This window comes from Caldanaerovirga acetigignens, from assembly GCF_900142995.1.
GTDB classification, from domain to species: domain Bacteria; phylum Bacillota; class Thermosediminibacteria; order Thermosediminibacterales; family Thermosediminibacteraceae; genus Fervidicola; species Fervidicola acetigignens.
In genome coordinates this window covers 46,081-66,724 of the sequence record NZ_FRCR01000005.1, presented here as the reverse complement: position 1 = coordinate 66,724, position 20,644 = coordinate 46,081, and the positions used below count along the sequence as shown (strand labels likewise).

The window sequence follows — 20,644 nt, the reverse complement described above, 5'->3', positions numbered from 1 at the left end:
ATATAAAAACAGGATAGAAAAAATACGTGAATTATGTAATAATATTAAGAGAGTAGGATAAAAAGAACGCATTTAGAGAAGGAGGAGTGGTGTTGCCTTTAAAAGATAGGGAAACGGTTGTGATTTTGGATTTCGGTGGCCAGTACAGCCAGCTCATAGCCCGAAGGGTGAGGGAAGCCCACATATATTCCGAGATACTGCCCTACGATACTCCGTTAGAAAGGCTACTGGATAAAAAACCAAAAGCCATAATCCTTTCCGGCGGCCCGGCCAGCGTATACTCAAAAGACGCGCCGCACTGCGACAAAAGGCTTTTTGAAACGGGCATTCCGATTCTAGGAATCTGTTACGGGATGCAGCTTATGTGCCACCTGCTGGGAGGCAGGGTGGAAGCGGCGAGGGCAGGGGAATACGGCAGGGCGGAACTTTCTGTAGTAGAAGAAGGAGGCCTTTTTGATGGCCTCGAAAAGAAGATTCAGGTATGGATGAGTCATGGAGACTCCATTGTCGAGCTCCCCGAAGGATTTAAAACGCTTGCTTTTACCCAGATTACACCGCACGCAGCAGTGAGCAATGGGAAAAATTTATTCGGCGTTCAGTTTCACCCCGAGGTGGTTCACACCCCAGACGGCAAAAAAATCCTTTCGAATTTCCTTTATAAAATAGCTGGCTGCAGCGGCTCCTGGACTGCAGAGGCTTTCGTGGAGGAACAGGTAAGGCTCATAAGGGAAAGGGTGGGAAACAAAAGGGCCCTCTGCGCCTTGAGCGGAGGGGTCGATTCTTCGGTCGCTGCGGTAATTGCCCACAGGGCTATCGGCGACAACCTAACCTGCATTTTCGTAGACCACGGCCTTCTAAGAAAGGGCGAAAAGGAGCAGGTGGAAAATACCTTCAGGGAAAAGTTTCAGATGAACCTCATCGTGGTGGATGCTAAAGAGAGATTTTTGAAAAAGCTAGAAGGCGTTACAGATCCCGAAACGAAGAGGAAAATTATAGGCGAAGAATTCATAAGAGTTTTTGAAGATGAGGCAAAAAAGCTAGGCAGGATTGACTTTTTAGTGCAGGGGACTTTATACCCTGACGTAATAGAAAGCGGAACTAAGACGGCTGCAGTGATAAAAAGCCACCACAACGTGGGAGGCCTTCCAGAAAATCTCGATTTCGAGCTCATCGAACCCCTGAGAGACCTTTTCAAAGACGAGGTAAGGGAAGTGGGCTTGAAGCTCGGCCTTCCCGAGGAAATAGTATTTCGCCATCCCTTCCCGGGGCCGGGCCTTGCGGTGAGAATATTGGGAGAGATAACGACCGAGAAATTGCGCATAGTCCGGGAGGCTGATGCCATAGTTACGGAAGAGATAAAAAAAGCCGGGCTTTACGGGGATATATGGCAGGCTTTTGCTGTGCTCACCGATGTGAAAAGCGTAGGTGTGATGGGAGATAGCAGGACTTACGCCTATACTGTAGCTGTCCGGGCCGTGACGAGCGAGGACGGGATGACCGCCGACTGGGCAAAAATTCCCTACGATGTGCTGGATAAAATTTCAAGGAGGATAACAGGCGAAGTTCCAGGAGTAAACAGGGTGGTTTTTGATATAACCTCGAAACCGCCTGCTACTATAGAGTGGGAGTAAAATTAACATAAGATTAACAAATCATTAATTTTATATTAACGCAGGGGTTGTATACTGGTGGTGAAAATATTTTTGAGAGGAGAGGTAGTGTGACGTCCAAAAAAATAAGACCCCTGCTTTTATTGTTCCTCTCAGCATTATTAGTGCTCACTGCCTGCGGTGGCAGGAATGATGGAGGTGAAGGAAATTCGACTTTAAGCGGGAACATCGAGATCGACGGCTCTAGCACCGTGTACCCTATTACTGAAGCGGTAGCGGAAGAGTTCATGAAAATTTATCCGGAAGTGAACGTCACAGTAGGAGTATCCGGCACAGGTGGAGGATTTAAGCGGTTTGTGGTTGGAGAAATAGACATAAATGACGCTTCTCGTCCTATAAAAGAGGAAGAGATCGAAAAGGCAAAACAAAACGGCATTGAATTCATCGAACTTCCGGTAGCCTACGACGGCATTACGGTAGTTGTCAATAAGGAAAACGACTGGGTTGACAGCTTGACGATCGAAGAATTGAAAAAGATATGGTCGCCTGACAGCAAAGTCACAAAATGGAGCGACATAAGGCCGGGATGGCCTGAACAGAAGATTAACCTCTACGGTCCGGGAACCGACTCTGGGACATTCGAATATTTCACCGAGGCAGTCAACGGGAAGGCCAGGGAGAGCCGCTTCGATTACACTGCCAGTGAAGATGACAATGTTTTGGTCCAGGGAGTGAGCCAGGACAAGTACGCCCTTGGGTACTTCGGATTTGCGTACTACTTGGAAAACATGGATAGATTAAAAGCGGTTAAGATTGATAGCGGCACAGGACCTGTTGAGCCAACTATGGATACAATAAGGGAAGGCACTTATAAGCCCCTGTCGAGACCGCTATTCATCTACGTAAACAAAAAATCGTTGGAGCGTCCCGAAGTGAAAGAATTTGTCAATTTTTACATGAAAAATGCGGGGAAACTTGCAAGCGAAGTAGGGTACGTCCCCATGGCCGAGGACGTATATAATGAAAATCTCAGCAAATTAAAGTAGCCAGCTCCCCCTTGAAAAAAATTAGGCGGCCGGGGTGAAACTCGAGCCGTCGGATTTTTTGCCCTTTTAATCTTTAAATTTTTGTAAAAAATTGTTTAAGCCAAAATTAACTTCTTGGAGGAATTTATAAATGAAGGAAAAATTTATCAAGGTTATTTTGGCATCAGCAGCTTCGGCTTCGGTGTTAATAATGATAGGTATAGTTTTTTCGCTTTTAGAAGAGACTGCCGGTTTTTTCAAAGAAGTCACCATAAAGGAGTTTTTGACACAGACAAGGTGGACTCCCCTTTTTACCCCGGCACATTACGGCATATTGCCGCTTATCTGCGGGACGGCTCTTGTGACGTTGATAGCGGTGATGGTGGCGGCGCCGGTAGGGCTTGCCAGTGCTTTGTACCTCAGTGAATACGCTCCGGATTCTTTAAGGCGGGTGGTTAAGCCGGTCTTAGAAATACTTGCCGGAATACCCAGTATAGTTTACGGCTACTTCGCCCTAACTTTCATCACGCCCATTATAAGATCCGTATTCCCGCAGGCCAACGTTTTTAACGCGTTAAGCGCGGGCATAGTAATGGGTATAATGCTGATTCCCATGGTCTCGTCGCTCAGCGAAGATGCCATGTTATCGGTGCCTAACTCATTGAGAGAAGCGGCCTATGCTCTAGGGGCTACAAAACTTGAAGTTTCCTGCAAGGTAGTGCTGCCCGCTGCGACTTCTGGGATAGTCGCCTCATTTATTCTAGCCATATCGAGGGCAATAGGCGAGACGATGATAGTGGCCCTTGCTGCTGGAAGCACCCCGAAGCTTACCTTTAACCCTCTAGAAAGCATACAGACGATGACGGCTTTCATCGTACAGGTTTTGTTGGGCGATGCGCCTTTTGGCTCGATTGAATATAAAAGTGTATACGCGGTTGCAAGCGTGCTCTTTGCGATGACGTTGTCTCTAAATATTGTGGGTAATTTAATAGTCCGCCGCTACAGGGAGGTATATTGATGTCGGCGCAAGAAGTTAAATTCCGTCCCCGCCTCGAGAGGCGAAAATGGATCGACGCAACGTCAAAATTCGCATTTGCAGGTTCTGCATTTTTCGGAGTTACGGTGCTTTTCGTCCTCCTTTTTAGAATAATTTTGGACAGCTTGGGCTGGCTGGATTTACAGTTCCTAACTTCCTTTCCATCCCGCTTCCCTGAAAAGGCGGGAATCTTTCCGGCTTTATTGGGCACGATATACGTAATTTTAATAACTGCTGCTTTCTCTATCCCTATAGGAATTGCCGCTGCGATATTTCTGGAAGAATATGCAAAAAAGAACAAATTGGTCTCTTTTATACAGCTTAATATCTACAATTTGGCAGGAGTCCCGTCGATAGTATACGGCATACTGGGACTTACGGTGTTCGTCCGGTGGATGAAGCTCGGAAGGAGCCTTTTGGCTGGCGGGCTGACAATGGGGATTTTGGTGCTTCCGGTTGTCATAGTATCGGCCCAGGAGGCCATCCGCGCTGTGCCGGATTCATGGAGGGAAGCGGCTTATGCGCTGGGAGCGACTAAATGGCAGACAGTGCGCTATGTGGTGCTACCCACGGCACTTCCGGGGATAATGACCGGCGTGATTCTCGCCCTGTCGAGGGCAATAGGCGAAACGGCACCTCTTATCCCGATTGGGGCGCTGACTTTTATTAGGACCTTGCCGAAAAGCCCCTTTGATTCGTTCACCGTGCTCCCTATCCAGATTTACAACTGGACGTCGCGGCCCCAGGAAGACTTCAGGGCCATAGCTGCGGCTGCCATAGTAGTGCTGCTTTTTGTCTTGCTCTCGATGAATTTCGTTGCCATAATGATTAGAAATAAGTACCAACGAAGGATAAAGGAAGTGTGATGATGGAAAGAGCATTGTCAATCCGAAATCTCAAAGTCAGCTATAAAGATAGGGAAGTATTAAAAGGCATTGACCTTGACATTTATAAAAATAAAATTACTGCCATTATAGGGCCTTCGGGTTGCGGGAAAAGCACCTTGCTAAGATGCATGAACAGGATGATAGACATCGTTGAGGGAGCTAAAGTCAGCGGGGAGGTCCTTTTCGGCGGCGAAAATATTTATGCGCCGGGTGTAGATCCCGTAAAGATACGCTTCAAAATAGGCATGGTATTTCAAAAACCCAACCCATTTCCCAAAAGCATTTTCGAAAACGTTGCCTTCGGGCTAAAGATAAACGGATATACGGGAGATATCCCGTATATGGTCGAGAAGTCACTCCGCTGGGCAGGACTTTGGGAAGAAGTCAAGGGCAGGCTGAAAGATGACGCCTACGTCCTTTCCGGCGGCCAGCAACAGCGGTTGTGCATAGCAAGGGCCTTGGCCTTGGAACCCGAAGTGCTCCTTTTGGATGAACCCTGTTCGGCCCTCGATCCTGTTTCGACGCTTAGGATAGAAGAACTGCTGCTGAATTTGAAAGAAAGGCTCACTATCGTAATCGTAACCCACAACATCCAGCAGGCTGCGAGGATTGCCGATTATACTGCATTTTTGCTCGATGGAAATCTAGTGGAGTTCGGAGAGACCAGCAGTATGTTTACGGTCCCGAAAGATAAGAGGACGGAAGATTTTATAACAGGCCGGTTTGGATAAAAGGCCTGTTTTTTTTAATATATAAAAGTTGTGCAGAAAAGTTTAATTATGCTATAATAATTATGCGTATAGCGGCTAATGTGATATATTAATAAACTTCTTATTAGGGGGGTCTAATGACAAATGGCCAAATTGACATTAACGGTAATAAAGGCAGACATAGGTGGCTGTGTGGGACACTGCAGCGTACACCCGCAGCTTTTGGATGAAGCAAGGAATTTCATTGAAGAAAAAGGTAAAGGTCTTTTGGAAGATTACGTCGTCACTCACGTAGGCGATGACATTAACCTCATCATGACGCACAGGAAAGGTGTCGATTGCTCTGATATTCACAAGCTGGCGTGGGATACTTTTCTTTCCTGCACTCAAGTCGCAAAGAGGTTAAAACTTTATGGAGCGGGGCAAGACCTTCTTGCCGATTCTTTTTCTGGAAATATAAAAGGAATGGGTCCTGGAGTTGCTGAAATGGAGTTTGAAGAGCGCCCCAGCGAGCCCGTTATTGTTTTCATGGCGGATAAAACGGAGCCCGGCGCCTGGAATTTGCCTCTTTACAAGATGTTTGCAGACCCTTTCAACACCATAGGGCTTGTCATTGACCCGAAGATGCACGACGGGTTTAAATTTGAGGTTTTAGATACGGTGGAGAATAAGAAAATAGTATTCAACTGCCCAGAAGAGATTTACGACATGCTTGTATTTTTGGGAGCTTCCAACCGCTATGCTGTTAAGGCCGTATATAACAAGAAAGGCGAGCCTGCTGCGGTATCTTCTACGCAAAGGATGAACCTGATGGCCGGAAGGTATGTGGGTAAGGACGATCCGGTGCTCATAGTCCGCTGCCAGAATGGTTTCCCGGCTGTGGGTGAAGCCCTGGAACCCTTTGCCAATCCCCACCTGGTGGCCGGATGGATGAGGGGTTCCCACTTCGGTCCGCTTATGCCGGTATCCTGCGATGATGCCACTCCCACCAGATTTGACGGGCCGCCGAGGGTAGTGGCCATGGGATTCCAGTTGGCAGAAGGAAAGCTTGTAGGTCCCCAGGACATGTTTGCTGACGTAGCCTTCGACAGAGCAAGGCAAAAGGCTTTAAAGATAGCTGACTACTTACGGCAGCTTGGGCCTTTCGAGCCGCACCGCCTGCCTTTGGATGAGATGGAATACACGACCATGCCTCAGGTCATGGAGCGATTGAAAGATAGGTTTGAGTAAGTCTAAAAGCCCCCCTTCCTGCGGAATTCAAAGCCGCACGAAGGGGATTTTTTTGACTGAGAAGAAGGATTTTATAAAGTTAATGTAGAAACAATATAAACTACTAAATATAAATATAGAAAAGCATAAAATATAAAATAATAATGAAAATTAATTGACAAGGGGGGATTGAGGGCAGGAAAAAAAACTAAAGATTTATGATTAACTAAAACAATTTGTGCGAGGTGAATTCGAGTGGAAAAGCGGGAAACCTTTGCAACTAGATTTGGTTTTATCGCTGCCGCGATGGGGCAGGCGATTGGCACCGGAAACGTATGGCGTTTCCCCCGGGTAGCAACCGCTAACGGCGGCGGTCCCTTTATGCTAGCTTATATACTGGCAATCCTCGTATGGAGCATCCCGCTTTTGATGGCAGAAGTGGTGATAGGAAGGAAGACCAGGAAGGGCACAGTCGGAGCTTTTAGGGATTTCATGGGGGAAAAGTACACGTGGATGGGTGCATGGGTCGGCTTTGTGTGCTTTGCGCTGGGTGCTTATTACTCGGTTACAATGGCTTGGACTCTTAGGTACTTCTTCTACGGGCTTTTTGGAGTATTAAAACCCGGAGTTGATACGGCGGCCTTGTGGAATGGATTTATATCTTCGCCATGGCAGGGAGTTATGTTTCACGCCCTTGCGGTAGGAATGGCGGCTTTCGTGGTATTCAGGGGTGTTCAGGGCGGCATTGAAAAGGCTTCCAAGCTCATGATTCCAACTTTATTTGCGCTCTTGGTCATCGGAATGATAAGGGCCCTTACCCTGCCCAATGCAGTAGGTGGATTGAATTACCTTTTCAACCCCGATTTTGGTAAGGTATTGAGCGGCAAGGTATGGCTTGAGGCTTTTACCCAGGCGGCGTGGTCGACTGGAGCCGGTTGGGGCTTCATGATAACTTATGCAGTATACACCAAAGAAAAGGAAGATGTGGCAGCAAACAGCTTTATAACGGGACTTGCCGATACTTCGGCGGCTCTTATTGCAGGAATGACGGTAATCCCCACCATTTTCGCACTGGCGCCTGAGCATCTTAAAGAGGCTATAGGGGCGGGCAATACTGGACTCACTTTTATATGGCTTGCAAAATTGTTCCCACAGATGCCGGGAGGGCAGGTAATTGCGACTCTGTTTTTCCTAGCCATGGCTTTTGCGGCCTTAACTTCGCTTTATGCTATGTACGAAGTCAGCATAAGAAACTTTATGGACGCCGGATGGTCTAGGCAAAAGGCTGCTACATTTGTGGTGACGTTGAGCTTCCTTTGCGGTATACCTTCTGCGGTCAACATAAACATTTTCGAAAATCAGGACCTGGTGTGGGGAGTTGCACTATTAGTCAGCGGGCTTTTTGTGGCGCTCGCCGTGATAAAGTACGGGCTCGAAAAGGCGAGGGTGGAGGACATCAACGCCGTCTCCGATGTAAAGGTGAACAAGTGGTGGAATACATGCATAATGCTTTTCCCGGCAATGTTTGCGGTAATTTGCGGATGGTGGGTCTACCAACAGTTTACATGGTATCCCGAGACGTGGTGGAATCCTTTTGAAGTGTACAGCCCCGGCACTACCTTCGCCCAGTGGGCTATAGTGATAATAGTGCTGCTTATTTACAATGATAGGTTGGCGAGGGCTATAAAGCCAAGTGAGCCTGGGGTTATGACAAGAACAGACGGGAAGGGAGTGTAAATTGTGAACCCGGGAAGCCTCATTACAATGATAGTGGTGCTGGGGATAGCGTGGGGTGGTATGCTTTACTTCATTAATATAGCATTTAAAGCTCAAGGACAGGATAGAAGGTAACATCACACTAAAGCCGCGAAGGAAAGCTGAAGACTTCGCGGCCCTTTATTTTTTAATTAAAATATTGAATGATACTGTATAATATGATAATAGAATATTCAAAAAATCTCGTGGGAGGGAAAAATTATGACCTCGCCCGCGGTGAACGTAATAAGGAGTGATGACAGCATTGCCTTTCAAAAAAAACTTCAGCTAAAAGCCCATTCAGTTTTAGACCTTTCTGGAGCAAAAGGACTCAGGTTCTACAGCGAAAAAAAGTTCTTTCAAAGGCTCAAAGAAAACCTGAATTCAGTAAGACCGGGCATTACTTTCTTGGGCCCCGGCGATTTTCACCACCTTTCGCTTTGCCTGCTTGATAATTTAAAAAGTGCTCCTGTTCTTGTGTTGTTTGACCATCACTCTGATATGCAGAGTTCACCTGACGATTTAATTACCTGCGGATCTTGGGTGGGGTTGGCACTTAAAGAAAACAAAATAAAAAAGTGCGTAATTGTCGGTGTAAATTCGAAAGATGAAGGCTTGTATAAATCTCAGGATGCGAAAAGGACAGTGTTTTTCCCGGAAGAACTACCTCACGAGATTAAACTTTCCGGCATAATGAGAGAAATTACTGAAGCCGAATGGCCAGTTTACATAAGCATAGACAAAGATGTACTTACAAAGGATGATGCTCATACTAACTGGGACCAGGGCAGGATGAGCCTGGGAGAACTTCTGGAAATCTTGGAAGCTATAGGCGAAGTAGCGGACGTAGTAGGGGCTGATGTTTGCGGAGAGTGGCGATTGCCACCGGATCCTGTATTCGTGACAGTTGACGATATAAAGAAGACAAATATCAATGAACGGGCTAATCTAAAAATCCTAGAAAAACTTTTGGAAGTATGGCAAAAGGATAAAAAAAATAGTAAAATATCCTTGTACAAATTCTAAGGCGAGGAGGAAGTCTTTATGGATTTAAAGGCGGACATAGGTGTTATAGGCGGAACGGGCTTTTACGCCTTTTTAGACGATGTTAAAGAAATAACGGTGGAAACTCCTTATGGTGCTCCCAGCGACAAAATAGCCCTTGCGAAAATAGCGGATAAGACTGTGGCCTTCCTTCCAAGGCATGGCAAGGACCATAGGTTCCCGCCGCATGCAATAAACTACAGGGCAAACATCTACGCCCTAAAACAGTTGGGCGTAACGAGGATTTTGGGCCCCTGCGCATCGGGCAGCCTTCAGCCCCACATAAAACCGGGGGATTTCGTGATATGCGACCAGTTCGTAAACCGCACCTGGGGAAGAAAAGATACTTTTTACGACGGTCCGATTACTACGCATATCGGCGGTGCCGAGCCTTACTGCCCCGAGCTTAGAAAAATAGCAATTGAAGTGGCGAGGGAAAAAGGCTTGCCCTTTCACGAAAGGGGGACCGTCGTGGTTGTCCAGGGCCCAAGGTTTTCTACAAAAGCAGAAAGCCGGGAATTTTCGAGCCACGGATGGGAAGTAATAAACATGACTCAGTACCCGGAAGTGGTACTTGCGCGGGAACTGGAGATTTGCTACGCCAACATTACGTTGGTAACCGACTATGACGTTGGCCTTGAAGGCCATCCTGACATAGAGCCCGTGAGCCACGAGATGGTGCTTAAGGTATTCAACGAAAATCTGGGGAAATTAAAGGACCTGATATATACAATAATAGAGAGAATCCCAAAAGAGCGCCACTGCCGGTGCGGTGAAGAATTAAAAACCGCCCGCATGGGCTAAGGAGGGCTTTTATGCTGGTAAACGAGTACAAATCAGGGCGAGAATTTTTAGGAAGACTGGAGCACGGAAAGGACCTGCTTTCGTCCTTGCTTTCGCTGGTGGAAGGAAAGGACATAAAAGCGGGAATAGTAAAAGTAATAGGTGCGTGTAAAAAGTCGGTGGTGGCCATTTACGACCAGGAAAAAAAGGAATACCGCAATGTAGTTTTGGAAAGACCAATGGAAATATTAAGCTGTATAGGCAATATTTCGAGATTCCAGGGGAAACCGGCTTTGCACCTTCATGTAGTATTGGGTGACCGCGACGGAAAGGCTTTCGGCGGCCATCTTTTGGAAGGCACAGAAGTTTTTGCGGCTGAGTTTTACATAAAAGAGCTTTTAGGCGATTCGTTAGAGAGGAAATATGACGAAATCACAGGGTTAAATCTCTGGAGCTGATATTGGAGGATGGATGGAAATGTTCTTGCTCAAAATAAAACAGATGGTAGTAGAATACGGAGAAAAAATTGTAAAAGAAGGTCTTGTTGTGGCAACTTGGGGGAATATAAGTGCCCGAAACTGTAGTAACGATGTATTTGTAATTACGCCTAGCGGCATGAACTATGCCATGCTTGAGCCTGAGGATATTGTGGAAGTGGACCTTGAGGGTAAGCCCTTAAAATCGGGGAGAAAGCCTTCTGTTGAAACTCCGGTACATGCGGCCATTTACAGGGCAAGGCCGGACATACGGGCAATAATACACACCCACAGCACCAACGCCAGCGCCTGTGCTGCTGCCAGGGTTGAGATACCCTGCGTCATGGAGGATATGGCGGCAATGGTCGGGGGGCCGGTCAAGGTGGCCAAATACGCGCCTTCAGGGTCGCAGGAACTGGCAAAAAATGCGGTAGAAGCTTTAGGGGACCGAAATGCTGTGCTGCTTGCAAACCACGGCGTGGTGGCTGTGGGCAGGGACCTGGCCGAAGCTTTTAAAATATGCCTAGTAGTAGAAAAAAGTGCTGAAATTTTTATAAAATCCAAGATAGCGGGCAATCCAGTACCTCTTACTGAGGGCGAAGTGAAGTTCATAAGAGACTTTTACTTAAATTCGTACGGCCAAAGGTAAAAGCGTTGCACAAAAAGACAGGCTATAATATAATTAATAGGGCTTCACTTTGCCTTTTGGGAAGGAGTGCAAAATGCAAAGAAAAACTCAAAAGAAGACTTCTAAGGTGGACTACAGCCTCCTTAAAAAAAGACAGATTCTCTCTTTTCTGGAGGCTTTAAAAAATAAAGACTATACGGTGGGGCAACTGGACAGATCGATGAAAAAGCTTTTCAGCATGGGCGATATGGTGGTGCCGGTTTGCCTTTCAAAGCTCAGGGAAAGCGATGAAGAACTAGCACCTATAGTGTGCTATGCCCTTGAATATGCCAATGACTACCGTCTGGTTGGACCTCTGATGGATATCCTCGTGATGCCGCAGGTATCGGACAAGGTTAAGGCCAGGATTCTTTCTGTCCTGTCTCACTACGGCGTAGATACCGGGGACCTGCCGCTCAACAGTATAATGAAAGATTTCGAAAAAGTGGTGTCCCAGTCGCTGATAGAGATGATAGAAGACATCAATGAAGATTATTTTTTGATTCCATATATCCTGGATGACCTGCAGGATTTTCCTCCAGAAGTAAAACTTGCTTACATCAGGGACATAGGCGGACACCGCCTGGAAAATGCTGTAGTTTTGCTTGAGATTTTAGCGAAGGTTGATGACATCCCGGTGGCAGAAGAAGCCGCAAGAGCTCTGGGGAAAATAAGAAGCGGGAAAGCCCTTTATGCACTGAACAAGGTTTCCCGCGAAGTGGGGAACGAGCGGTTGAAAAAGACCGTGGAAAGGGAAATTTTAAGGCTTAAGTTTAGCGGTGTGGCGGAAGAACCTTACGAAATGCCGGTGAATTTGAAAAAGCCGGTTAAGGTGATATTGTCTTCTATAGATGGGCTAGGGAGCAGGGCTTTGTGGTTTACCTGGAGAAATCCGATTAAAAAAAGAAGGCTTTGCTCCATGAACCTCCTTGTCAACGTTTCAGAGGGAATAAGGGACTGTTGGAGCATTTCCCAGATGACCAGCAGGGAATTTGAAAATTCTGTGAGGGACCTTTCAAGGAGCACGATAATAGTCGAAGCGGATGCCAATTATGCCGTTGCTTTGATAAAGGATGCCTACTATTGGAATTTAAAGGCAGGCAATCCCATACCTTATCAATTTTTTTTCTGGAAAGGCGTAATAGAAGAGAGTATGTCCTGCCGAATTGTGCCTAAACCTTATAGGCCTGACTTTGGCATGTACGACCTTTCGTCCATAAAGGCTAGTGACGATTACTACAAAAGTACTTTTGACCTTTTCAACTACCGCCTTTTTGAAGACTGGTTTGTGGCAGAACCGAGGGTATACGATTACGCCGAGGAGCATAAGTCGAAAAACGGATATTACATTAAAAAGATGACGCTTTCCAAGGCAGAAAGCCTTTTTTCAAAGTTTACATCAGAGCTAATCGAACCTCGATTAGAAACATTAAAGAGAATGTTGGAGCTGTCGGCTGATTTCCTAAACAAGATGGGCGAAAGGGAACTTGTCAAAGTGGTGCTCTCGGCTATGCTCCACCTTGATACAAAGCCTCTCCACTATCACCCGTTTATCCAGAGGATGATAATAGAAAGCCTGAGGGTTGCCCTTATAAACATGAAAAACGGCTTTGACATGAGGGTAAATCCAGAGGCCTTTGACTAGAGAAAAAGGAGGAATGTAAAATGGCGAGGAAATATCTTTTCACTTCTGAATCGGTGACAGAAGGGCATCCGGATAAAATTTGCGACCAGATTTCCGATGCCATATTGGATGCAATCTTAGAAAAGGACCCCATGGCCAGGGTAGCTTGCGAAACAGCGGTCACCACAGGCCTGGTTCTCGTCATGGGCGAGATAACTTGCGACTGTTATGTGGACATACCTTCAATTGCAAGAGAAACCATACGGGAAATCGGGTATACCAGGGCAAAATACGGCTTTGATTGTGACACCTGTGCAGTCATTACCTCAATAGACGAACAGTCCCCTGATATAGCGATAGGCGTTGATGCTGCCTATGAGGTGAGGGAAGAAGGGCAGGGCGATGAACTTGATCGAATAGGCGCAGGCGACCAGGGAATGATGTTCGGCTTTGCGGTGGACGAGACCCCTGAGCTAATGCCGATGCCTATAATGCTTGCCCACAAGCTGGCAAGAAGGCTTGCTGAAGTAAGAAAGACGAAGATTTTGCCGTATCTCAGGCCCGATGGAAAAACCCAAGTCACGGTGGAGTACGAAGACGGAAAGCCTGTAAGGGTGGACAAGGTAGTAGTGTCGGCACAGCACAAGTCAACGGTCGAACTTGCTACTTTGAGAAGCGATATAATAGAAGCTGTAATAAAAAAAGTGATACCTGAAGAGCTTATAGATAAAAACACAAAATTTTACATCAACCCGACGGGAAGGTTCGTAATCGGAGGCCCTCACGGAGATTCGGGGCTTACCGGGAGAAAAATAATAGTCGACACTTACGGCGGCTATGCCCGCCACGGCGGCGGCGCATTTTCCGGCAAGGACCCGACGAAGGTGGACCGCTCGGCCTCTTACGCAGCGAGGTATGTAGCAAAGAATATAGTGGCAGCAGGGCTTGCCAAAAAGTGTGAAGTGCAGGTAGCTTACGCCATAGGAGTAGCCCATCCGGTTTCGATAATGGTGGATACCTTCGGGACCGGGGTGTTGCCCGATGAGAAGATTGAAAAGCTGGTTATTGAAAACTTCGATCTTCGCCCGGGAGCAATAATAAGGGACCTAGATTTGAGGAGGCCGATTTACCGCCAGGTCGCTGCTTATGGGCACTTCGGCAGAACGGATTTGGACGTGCCCTGGGAAAAGACGGACAAGGCTGAGATTTTAAAAAAGCAGGCATGCAGCCTTTAAAAAAGGCTGCTTTTTTTTGGGTATTAGCAGGAATTTTGGGGAATTTTGTCAAAATATATAAAAAGCCGGGAGGGAGAGCTTTGAAAAGGGTCCACCTGGACGCAAAACACCTTGAAAATGTTATAAGAAACACCATTGAAGCCGTAGAAAAAGGACACGAGGAGACCTTTAAGATAGCCGAACACGCCAAAAAAGAGTGCGAAAGGCTGGAAAAGGACCTGGAGCAGATTAAAAAAAATATAGCGGAAACCATAAAGACGGTGGAAAAATTAGAGAAGATGGAGAAAAATTCGAAATACCAGCTCATGGTCGTGAGCAGGGACTTTGAAAATTACAGCGAAGAAGACATTAAGGCGGCGTACGAGCGCTCCCGGGAAATTCAGATAATGCTGACATTGGAAAGGGAAAGAGAAAAACAGCTCCGGGAAAAAAGAGACGAGATGGAGCGAAATCTCAAAAACATGCAGGATATATTGAAAAAGGCGGAGCGGGTCACACTGCAGATGGGGGTAGCACTCAATTTTCTAAAAGGCAATCTGCAGGACCTTTCAGAAAAGCTTACCGATATAAACCAAAAGCAGCTCTTTGCAGGGAAAATAATAAAGGCACAGGAAGAAGAGAGGAAGGCAATTGCCCGGGAAATCCATGACGGCCCTGCTCAGTCGATGGCTAATTTGCTTGTGCATCTTGAAGTTTTAGAAAAAATTTACGAGGATGACCCTGATGCGGTTAAAAGAGAGCTGAAGGATTTGAAAAAGATTGCAAAAAATACTTTGGCAGAGATAAGAAAGATAATATTTAACCTGCGCCCTTCTGCTCTGGATGACCTTGGGATTGAGGCAGTGGCAAGGAGATATTGCTCTGAATTTCAGGAAGAGACAGGGATATCTGTAGACTTTGTAGTGCTGGGAGAAAGGGTTAAGCTCGATTCTAATGTGGAAATTACGCTATTTCGGGTGATACAGGAAGCGCTTAGCAATGTAAAAAAACACGCTATGGCAAGAAATGTAAGAGTAAAGCTCGAATTTTTATCCGAAGCAGTGAACCTTGGCGTAGAGGACGACGGAGTGGGATTTGACATTGAAAAATTGGACGAAAAAGAAGGCGACCATTTCGGCATTACAAATATAAAAGAGAGGGTGGACCTCTTGAGCGGCACGGTGAGGATCAGGTCTGAAGTAGGCTGCGGGACAAATATTTTTATTAGTATACCTCTTAGATGAGAGGGGGATTTTTGATGCCGAAGATATCCGTAGTCTTGGCAGATGACCATGTCCTTGTGAGAAAAGGGCTTAAAAAGCTCCTGGAGATGGAAAGCGATATTGAGGTGGTGGGCGAGGCCTCCAATGGACTGGAGGCAGTGGAAGAAGTAAGGACAAAAGACCCCGATGTGGTGTTGATGGACATCAACATGCCCAAATTGAACGGAGTTGAAGCAACACGGCTTTTAAAAAAGGAAAAATGCAAAGCTAAAATCATCGCCCTTACGATTTACGATGACCGGGAATACCTTCTTGAGCTTTTAAAAATTGGCGTGTCAGGCTACATTTTAAAAGACATAGAGCCCCATGCATTGGTGGAAGCAGTGAGGGCGGTGAGCAGGGGGGAGACTTACATACAGCCCACCCTCACTCGAGCCTTAGTGGCAGAGTACAAGCGCCTCAGCCAGCCGCTTCAAAAAACTGGCCGCCCGCTGACCGCGAGAGAAAAGGAAGTTATGGCCTATATTGCCGAAGGGATGAGCAACATAGAAATATCGGAAAAACTAGGGATAAGCGAAAAGACAGTGAAAAACCACGTTAGCAGCATCCTGCGCAAACTAAATCTGATGGACAGAACCCAGGTGGCGGTCTACGCCCTTAAAAATAACTTAGTATAAGCACGATCTAAGGTCCTCCCGAATAAATATAACACATGAATATGTGATGAGGGGGGACTTGAATGGAGGTCTTTTTTAAAAAATTCGATATAGGCTTTTTTATATTAGCAGTATTTGCTACTGTGGGCATATACAGGATTTTGGAACTTTTTATTGAAAGAATGCTCTCGAGGGCAAAAAAAGAAGGATTTTTGATAAAACCCCAGATGCTCATCTTTGTCAAGGATTTGGAAGACAAGATAGAAGGGATGATGAGGCTTCTTGCAAGCCGCGGAGTTTTTGAAAAGGCAGACAAAGTCTTTATTTGCGACATGGGTTCCAAAGACAAAACCTTAGATATTCTGGAGAGGCTTTCACAAAAATTCGGATTCGATGTCGAAGATGGATTGAAAAAGCTGCCGGAAGGAGATTTTGTATTAGCGTTCAATATGAAAAATATAGCCCCCGAGAAAATTGCCGCGTACTTTGAAAGATTGCGCGATGTAGAAAAAGTCGAATTGGGTCTAAAATCCCATGAAAATTAGGACAGGTGTTCGAATTGAAAAATCTTGTCGAAACATTTATAATTAAAATTGTAAAGCCCTATTCTTCTAATAGTTACCCCTTAGTTCTTAGTGCCCCCCTTTCTTTCTTGGTAGGCCCCGAAAAAAGGGCCTTTTTTTTTAATGCGCAAAAAAGGAAATACACTATTTGTGTAGAATAATATATACCAAAATTATGATGGGGGCACAGCCATGAAGGCAAAAACTTATGCGAGGGCAGTGGCCTTGGCAGGCTTAGGGATTCTTCTAGTAATGGCGAATTTATATGGGTTTCCTTCTGGATGGTTTGACATTAAATATATCACATTTTTCTTTTTGATGCTAATTTCTGAATTATTTGTTGTTCAACTTGACAATGCGCGCTTTAGCATGGAGTTCGGAACCGTCTATGCGGCCGGATTTATATTCGGATTAATTCCTGCAGCGTTAATGAAAGCACTTAGCGCCTTTTTCAGCCAGCTTTATATGAAATGGGCAGAGGAAAGCCTTCCGAAGGAAGTGGATAAGGTATTTTTCAATGTAGGCCAATACATGCTAAGTTTTTTTGGCGGCACTATTTTTTTCATGGGATTGAAAAAAATAGGATACCCGGAAATTATTTCCCTGTTGTCCGGGATATTTGCTTACTTTTTCATAAACAATATTTTAATAGAAACCTATATTTTCCTCGAAAACGGGCGCCTCGCATTGAGAAAATCGTTCGAAACTATAATGGTCGACTTTGGAACGTACATAATCTCCGTGCCTTCCGGGATCCTGACCGTCTGGCTTTATTCAATACACGGCTTTAATTATTCTATTATGGGATTTATCCCGTATTTTTTGTTAATGTACGTTTTTAAAATGTACATGAGCCTCATTGCTACTAACCGGGAGCTTACTGCGCTCTACGATGTCGCCGCGATTTTGAATTCAGCCTTAAATATTGAAGAAGTGATAAAAAGGGTGTTCGATTCGGCAAAGAGCATTGCGCCGTGGGATACAATCTGCCTTTTCCTTTACAGGAAGGGATGCCTTGAACCCGTAATGTACGAAGGTTTTACCAGCGACCTGATAAGAGATTTCAGGATTAAGCCGGGGGAAGGCATCACCGGCAGGGCTCTGGTTAACAAAAGAGGAGAGATAGTAAGTTACAAGAAAGATTCTAGGTGCCTCAAAGTGCCTGGCTTGCCGGCAGAGACGAAGTCGGTGATGTCGGTTCCGCTAGTCGGCAATAAGGGGATAGTAGGTGCGTTGACGCTAACATCAAATCGAAAAAACGCTTATAGCGCCAAAAATTTAAAGATAATGAGCATACTGGCCAACCAGGCGGCCGTGGCCATTTCCAACGCCCGGTTATTTGATAAAACCAGCCATCTTGCCGCAACCGACGGCCTTACAGGCCTTTATAATCACAGGTATATATATCATCAGTTAGATCAGATGGCCAGCCGTGTAAGAACCTGCGGCGGCACTTTCAGCCTCATACTGATAGATATCGATCATTTCAAGTCCTACAACGACAGTTACGGCCACCTCATGGGCGACAAAGTTTTAAGGAAGCTTGCGCAAATTATAAAGCAAAACGTTCGAAACGGCGATATCGTCGGCCGTTACGGAGGGGAGGAATTTGCGATAATCCTTCCCGATACTCCGGGCTCGGAGGCTTGTGCAATAGCAGAAAGGATAAGAAAGGCTGTCGAAAACACCGAATTTGCGGTGACAGAAGAGGGTAAAAAGATATTTGTGACCGTGAGCGCGGGAGTTGCCTCATGTCCCGACGATGCCCTGACCGTAAAAGAACTGGTGAATAAGGCGGACCAGGCCCTGCTTTTCGGCGCCAAAAAGAAAGGCAGGAACAGGGTGGTGGAATTCAAACGATTGTGATAAATAGCCCCTTTAAGGGGATTTTTTTGTTGCAGAGGACGGGCAAAAATGATATAAACAATTTAAGAAAGCTGCCGAGAGGTGCTCTTATGGTCGAACTTGAAGGAGTGGTGGAAAGGATTACCTTTCGCAATGAGGAAAACTTTTTCACCGTAGCTAAAATAAAGATGAAGGATTCCGATGAAATGGTGACGGCAGTGGGCTTTTTTCCTTCGGTGAGCGAGGGCGAACTTGTGAGGTTGAAAGGCCGCTGGGTAATCCACGAAAAGCACGGTTACCAGCTTAAAATTGAGTCGTATGAGACTCTTGCCCCTGCTACCGTGAGGGAAATTGAAAATTATCTGGCATCAGGTATTATAAAAGGTATAGGCCCTGCTACGGCTAGGAGGATAGTAGAAAAATTTCAAGAAAAGGCCCTTGAAGTTCTCGCCTCAAATCCGGAGATGTTGCTAGAGATACCTGGCATCGGCAGGAAACGCCTTGATATGATAACCGGCTCCTTTAACGAGCAAAAGGAGACAAGGGAAATAATGCTATTTTTGCAGCAGTACGGCATAGGGGCAGGTTTGGCGGTAAAGGTGTACAAAGTATACAGGGAAAAGGCTATAGAAGTGATAAGACAAAATCCTTACAGGCTTGCCGATGAGGTGTACGGCATTGGCTTTAAGACTGCAGATAAAATAGCCCGGCATTTAGGAATGGAAATTGACGCACCGGAGCGAGTGGCAGCAGGAGTGAAATACGTTCTTCAGCAAGCTGCAGACGAAGGCCATGTCTTTTTGCCGAAAAGCGAGCTATTGAAAAAGGCGTCATTGCTGCTGGAAGTCGAACAAAGCCTTGTAGATGAAGTCTTGCCAGCCCTTAAGGAAAAGGGAGATATCGTGATCGATGGGGAAGAAAAAGATAAAAAAATATATCTTTCGGCCTTTTACGTCTCGGAAAAGTCTGTGGCGAGGAAGCTATACCTTCTTGCAGGTTTCGGACAAGTAAAGCCTCTTGAGATAACTGTGGAAGAAATAAACGAAATAGAAAAGCGCAGCAATATAAAGCTTGCTCCAAAGCAAAGGGAAGCCATAGAAAAAGCGGCTTCTTCCGGGGTTTTGGTCATCACCGGCGGGCCCGGCACGGGCAAGACAACCCTCATAAAATGTCTCATCGAATTTTTTAAAAGACACAGACTGAAAGTTGCTCTGGCAGCCCCTACCGGCAGGGCTGCAAAGCGCATGGCAGAGGCAACGGGGATGGAAGCTAAGACCATCCACCGCCTCCTGGAATATAAGGTTTCCGGGGAAGGCGGCATGGTGTTCGGAAAGAACCGGGAAAATCCCATCGATGAAGACGTGGTGATAATCGACGAGACTTCCATGGTGGATATAATTTTGATGCACCACTTGCTTTCGGCCTTGAAGCCTTTTGCAAAATTGATTCTGGTCGGAGACAAGGACCAGCTCCCTTCAGTTGGGCCGGGCAGCGTCTTGAAGGAGATAATAAAAAGCAGCCGCATCCCGGTGGTGATGCTGGACGAAATTTTCCGTCAGGCCAGGGAGAGCATGATAGTGGTAAACGCCCACAGGGTAAACAAAGGACTTTTTCCGTACCTGAACGTAAAGGGCAGGGACTTTTATTTTGAGCAGGCGGCAGAGCCGGAGGAAACCCTGGATAAGGTGGTGGAACTGGTGTGCTCGCGACTGCCGGGTTACGGCGGCTTTAATCCCATGGAAGATATTCAGGTGATAACGCCCATGAAGAAGACCGCCGTCGGTGTCCTTACGCTAAACCTCAGGCTCCAGGAAAGATTAAACCCACCTTCGCCCGAAAAAAGGGAGATTTCTTTTCGCTCCCTTACCTTTCGGGTTGGGGACCGGGTGATGCAGATTAAGAACAATTACGAAAAGGAAGTCTTCAATGGCGACCTTGGGCGGATTATCAAGATAGATGACGACGAAAAGGTGCTGGTTTCCTTCCCCGATGCTCAAGGGGAACGGATAGTGGTTTATGCAGGGGATGAACTGGAAGAGCTTGCGCTTTCCTATGCCCTTTCCGTCCACAAGAGCCAGGGCAGTGAATTCCCCGTCGTGGTCATGCCCCTCGTTATCCAACATTTCGTCATGCTCCAGCGAAATTTGCTTTACACGGCCATTACCAGGGCCAAAAAGCTAATGGTGCTGGTGGGTTCAAAGCAAGCCCTCGCTTTAGCAGTGAGGAACAGCAGGGCTTTGATGAGATATAGCTATCTTTCGGAGAGGATATGCGAGGAATTTGAAAAAAGTCAAATCTTTGACGTGGGGGGTTAAGC

The 20,644-nt window shown here is 46.2% G+C and carries 19 protein-coding genes; all 19 read left to right on the top strand.

What is annotated here, in order from left to right:
* Positions 1-92 precede the first annotated feature (92 nt).
* The 19 genes from guaA (at position 93) to recD2 (ending at position 20,642) form a co-directional block, all read left to right on the top strand.
* On the top strand, positions 93-1,631 hold the full coding sequence (guaA, locus tag BUB66_RS05105) for a glutamine-hydrolyzing GMP synthase (protein WP_073255673.1): 1,539 nt from the start codon (positions 93-95) through the stop codon (positions 1,629-1,631).
* Positions 1,632-1,720: 89 nt separating this feature from the next.
* The gene (locus BUB66_RS05100) at positions 1,721-2,656 is read left to right on the top strand and encodes a PstS family phosphate ABC transporter substrate-binding protein (RefSeq protein WP_073255670.1); all 936 of its coding nucleotides are present in this window, start codon (positions 1,721-1,723) and stop codon (positions 2,654-2,656) included.
* Between the two features lie 130 nt (positions 2,657-2,786).
* Positions 2,787-3,653 (top strand): phosphate ABC transporter permease subunit PstC, encoded by an 867-nt coding sequence (pstC, locus tag BUB66_RS05095; RefSeq protein WP_073255667.1) that lies wholly within the window; start codon positions 2,787-2,789, stop codon positions 3,651-3,653.
* On the top strand, positions 3,653-4,537 hold the full coding sequence (pstA, locus tag BUB66_RS05090) for a phosphate ABC transporter permease PstA (protein ID WP_073255664.1): 885 nt from the start codon (positions 3,653-3,655) through the stop codon (positions 4,535-4,537). The genes pstC and pstA overlap by 1 nt, the downstream gene beginning before the upstream one ends.
* Positions 4,537-5,289, top strand: a complete 753-nt coding sequence (gene pstB / locus BUB66_RS05085; RefSeq protein ID WP_143156224.1) for a phosphate ABC transporter ATP-binding protein PstB — start codon at positions 4,537-4,539, stop codon at positions 5,287-5,289. Before pstA ends, pstB begins: the two co-directional genes overlap by 1 nt.
* A 123-nt stretch (positions 5,290-5,412) precedes the next feature.
* Positions 5,413-6,498, top strand: coding sequence for a fructose-1,6-bisphosphate aldolase/phosphatase (gene fbp, locus BUB66_RS05080; protein WP_073255658.1), 1,086 nt, complete (start codon positions 5,413-5,415; stop codon positions 6,496-6,498).
* A gap of 234 nt (positions 6,499-6,732) precedes the next feature.
* The gene (locus tag BUB66_RS05075) at positions 6,733-8,214 is read left to right on the top strand and encodes a sodium-dependent transporter (protein ID WP_143156218.1); all 1,482 of its coding nucleotides are present in this window, start codon (positions 6,733-6,735) and stop codon (positions 8,212-8,214) included.
* Positions 8,215-8,217: 3 nt separating this feature from the next.
* Positions 8,218-8,328: a MetS family NSS transporter small subunit gene (locus BUB66_RS12020; protein WP_143156217.1), complete on the top strand. Its 111-nt coding sequence runs from the start codon at positions 8,218-8,220 to the stop codon at positions 8,326-8,328.
* A 126-nt stretch (positions 8,329-8,454) separates the two neighbouring features.
* On the top strand, positions 8,455-9,258 hold the full coding sequence (locus BUB66_RS05070; protein WP_073255653.1) for an arginase family protein: 804 nt from the start codon (positions 8,455-8,457) through the stop codon (positions 9,256-9,258).
* An 18-nt stretch (positions 9,259-9,276) separates the two neighbouring features.
* The gene (locus BUB66_RS05065) at positions 9,277-10,080 is read left to right on the top strand and encodes an S-methyl-5'-thioadenosine phosphorylase (protein ID WP_073255650.1); all 804 of its coding nucleotides are present in this window, start codon (positions 9,277-9,279) and stop codon (positions 10,078-10,080) included.
* A gap of 11 nt (positions 10,081-10,091) precedes the next feature.
* Entirely contained in the window at positions 10,092-10,517 is a 426-nt protein-coding gene (locus BUB66_RS05060; RefSeq protein WP_073255647.1) for a PPC domain-containing DNA-binding protein, read from the top strand.
* 19 nt (positions 10,518-10,536) lie between these two features.
* Positions 10,537-11,184, top strand: a complete 648-nt coding sequence (locus BUB66_RS05055) for a class II aldolase/adducin family protein (RefSeq protein WP_084098803.1) — start codon at positions 10,537-10,539, stop codon at positions 11,182-11,184.
* A 73-nt stretch (positions 11,185-11,257) separates the two neighbouring features.
* Positions 11,258-12,847, top strand: coding sequence for a HEAT repeat domain-containing protein (locus tag BUB66_RS05050; RefSeq protein WP_073255641.1), 1,590 nt, complete (start codon positions 11,258-11,260; stop codon positions 12,845-12,847).
* A 20-nt stretch (positions 12,848-12,867) separates the two neighbouring features.
* Entirely contained in the window at positions 12,868-14,061 is a 1,194-nt protein-coding gene (gene metK / locus BUB66_RS05045; RefSeq protein WP_073255638.1) for a methionine adenosyltransferase, read from the top strand.
* Positions 14,062-14,141: 80 nt separating this feature from the next.
* A complete protein-coding gene (locus BUB66_RS05040; protein ID WP_073255956.1) occupies positions 14,142-15,284 on the top strand; it encodes a sensor histidine kinase in 1,143 nt (380 codons plus the stop codon).
* A gap of 14 nt (positions 15,285-15,298) precedes the next feature.
* Complete coding sequence (locus BUB66_RS05035) at positions 15,299-15,940, top strand: response regulator (protein ID WP_073255635.1); 642 nt, start codon at positions 15,299-15,301, stop codon at positions 15,938-15,940.
* A gap of 62 nt (positions 15,941-16,002) precedes the next feature.
* Positions 16,003-16,464, top strand: a complete 462-nt coding sequence (locus BUB66_RS05030; protein ID WP_073255632.1) for a glycosyltransferase family protein — start codon at positions 16,003-16,005, stop codon at positions 16,462-16,464.
* Positions 16,465-16,674: 210 nt separating this feature from the next.
* Entirely contained in the window at positions 16,675-18,348 is a 1,674-nt protein-coding gene (locus BUB66_RS05025; protein WP_073255629.1) for a sensor domain-containing diguanylate cyclase, read from the top strand.
* Between the two features lie 26 nt (positions 18,349-18,374).
* Complete coding sequence (gene recD2 / locus BUB66_RS05020) at positions 18,375-20,642, top strand: SF1B family DNA helicase RecD2 (protein WP_244269753.1); 2,268 nt, start codon at positions 18,375-18,377, stop codon at positions 20,640-20,642.
* Positions 20,643-20,644: the final 2 nt, after the last annotated feature.

What these genes read in the sequence shown, in the direction of transcription:
- fbp (WP_073255658.1), top strand. Translation starts at nt 5,413, where the DNA reads ATGGCCAAATTGACATTAACGGTAATAAAGGCAGACATAGGTGGCTGT.
- BUB66_RS05050 (WP_073255641.1), top strand. Translation starts at nt 11,258, where the DNA reads ATGCAAAGAAAAACTCAAAAGAAGACTTCTAAGGTGGACTACAGCCTC.
- BUB66_RS05065 (WP_073255650.1), top strand. Translation starts at nt 9,277, where the DNA reads ATGGATTTAAAGGCGGACATAGGTGTTATAGGCGGAACGGGCTTTTAC.
- pstA (WP_073255664.1), top strand. Translation starts at nt 3,653, where the DNA reads ATGTCGGCGCAAGAAGTTAAATTCCGTCCCCGCCTCGAGAGGCGAAAA.
- BUB66_RS05025 (WP_073255629.1), top strand. Translation starts at nt 16,675, where the DNA reads ATGAAGGCAAAAACTTATGCGAGGGCAGTGGCCTTGGCAGGCTTAGGG.
- BUB66_RS05070 (WP_073255653.1), top strand. Translation starts at nt 8,455, where the DNA reads ATGACCTCGCCCGCGGTGAACGTAATAAGGAGTGATGACAGCATTGCC.
- pstB (WP_143156224.1), top strand. Translation starts at nt 4,537, where the DNA reads ATGATGGAAAGAGCATTGTCAATCCGAAATCTCAAAGTCAGCTATAAA.
- pstC (WP_073255667.1), top strand. Translation starts at nt 2,787, where the DNA reads ATGAAGGAAAAATTTATCAAGGTTATTTTGGCATCAGCAGCTTCGGCT.
- BUB66_RS05060 (WP_073255647.1), top strand. Translation starts at nt 10,092, where the DNA reads ATGCTGGTAAACGAGTACAAATCAGGGCGAGAATTTTTAGGAAGACTG.
- metK (WP_073255638.1), top strand. Translation starts at nt 12,868, where the DNA reads ATGGCGAGGAAATATCTTTTCACTTCTGAATCGGTGACAGAAGGGCAT.
- BUB66_RS05030 (WP_073255632.1), top strand. Translation starts at nt 16,003, where the DNA reads ATGGAGGTCTTTTTTAAAAAATTCGATATAGGCTTTTTTATATTAGCA.
- BUB66_RS05035 (WP_073255635.1), top strand. Translation starts at nt 15,299, where the DNA reads ATGCCGAAGATATCCGTAGTCTTGGCAGATGACCATGTCCTTGTGAGA.
- BUB66_RS05055 (WP_084098803.1), top strand. Translation starts at nt 10,537, where the DNA reads ATGTTCTTGCTCAAAATAAAACAGATGGTAGTAGAATACGGAGAAAAA.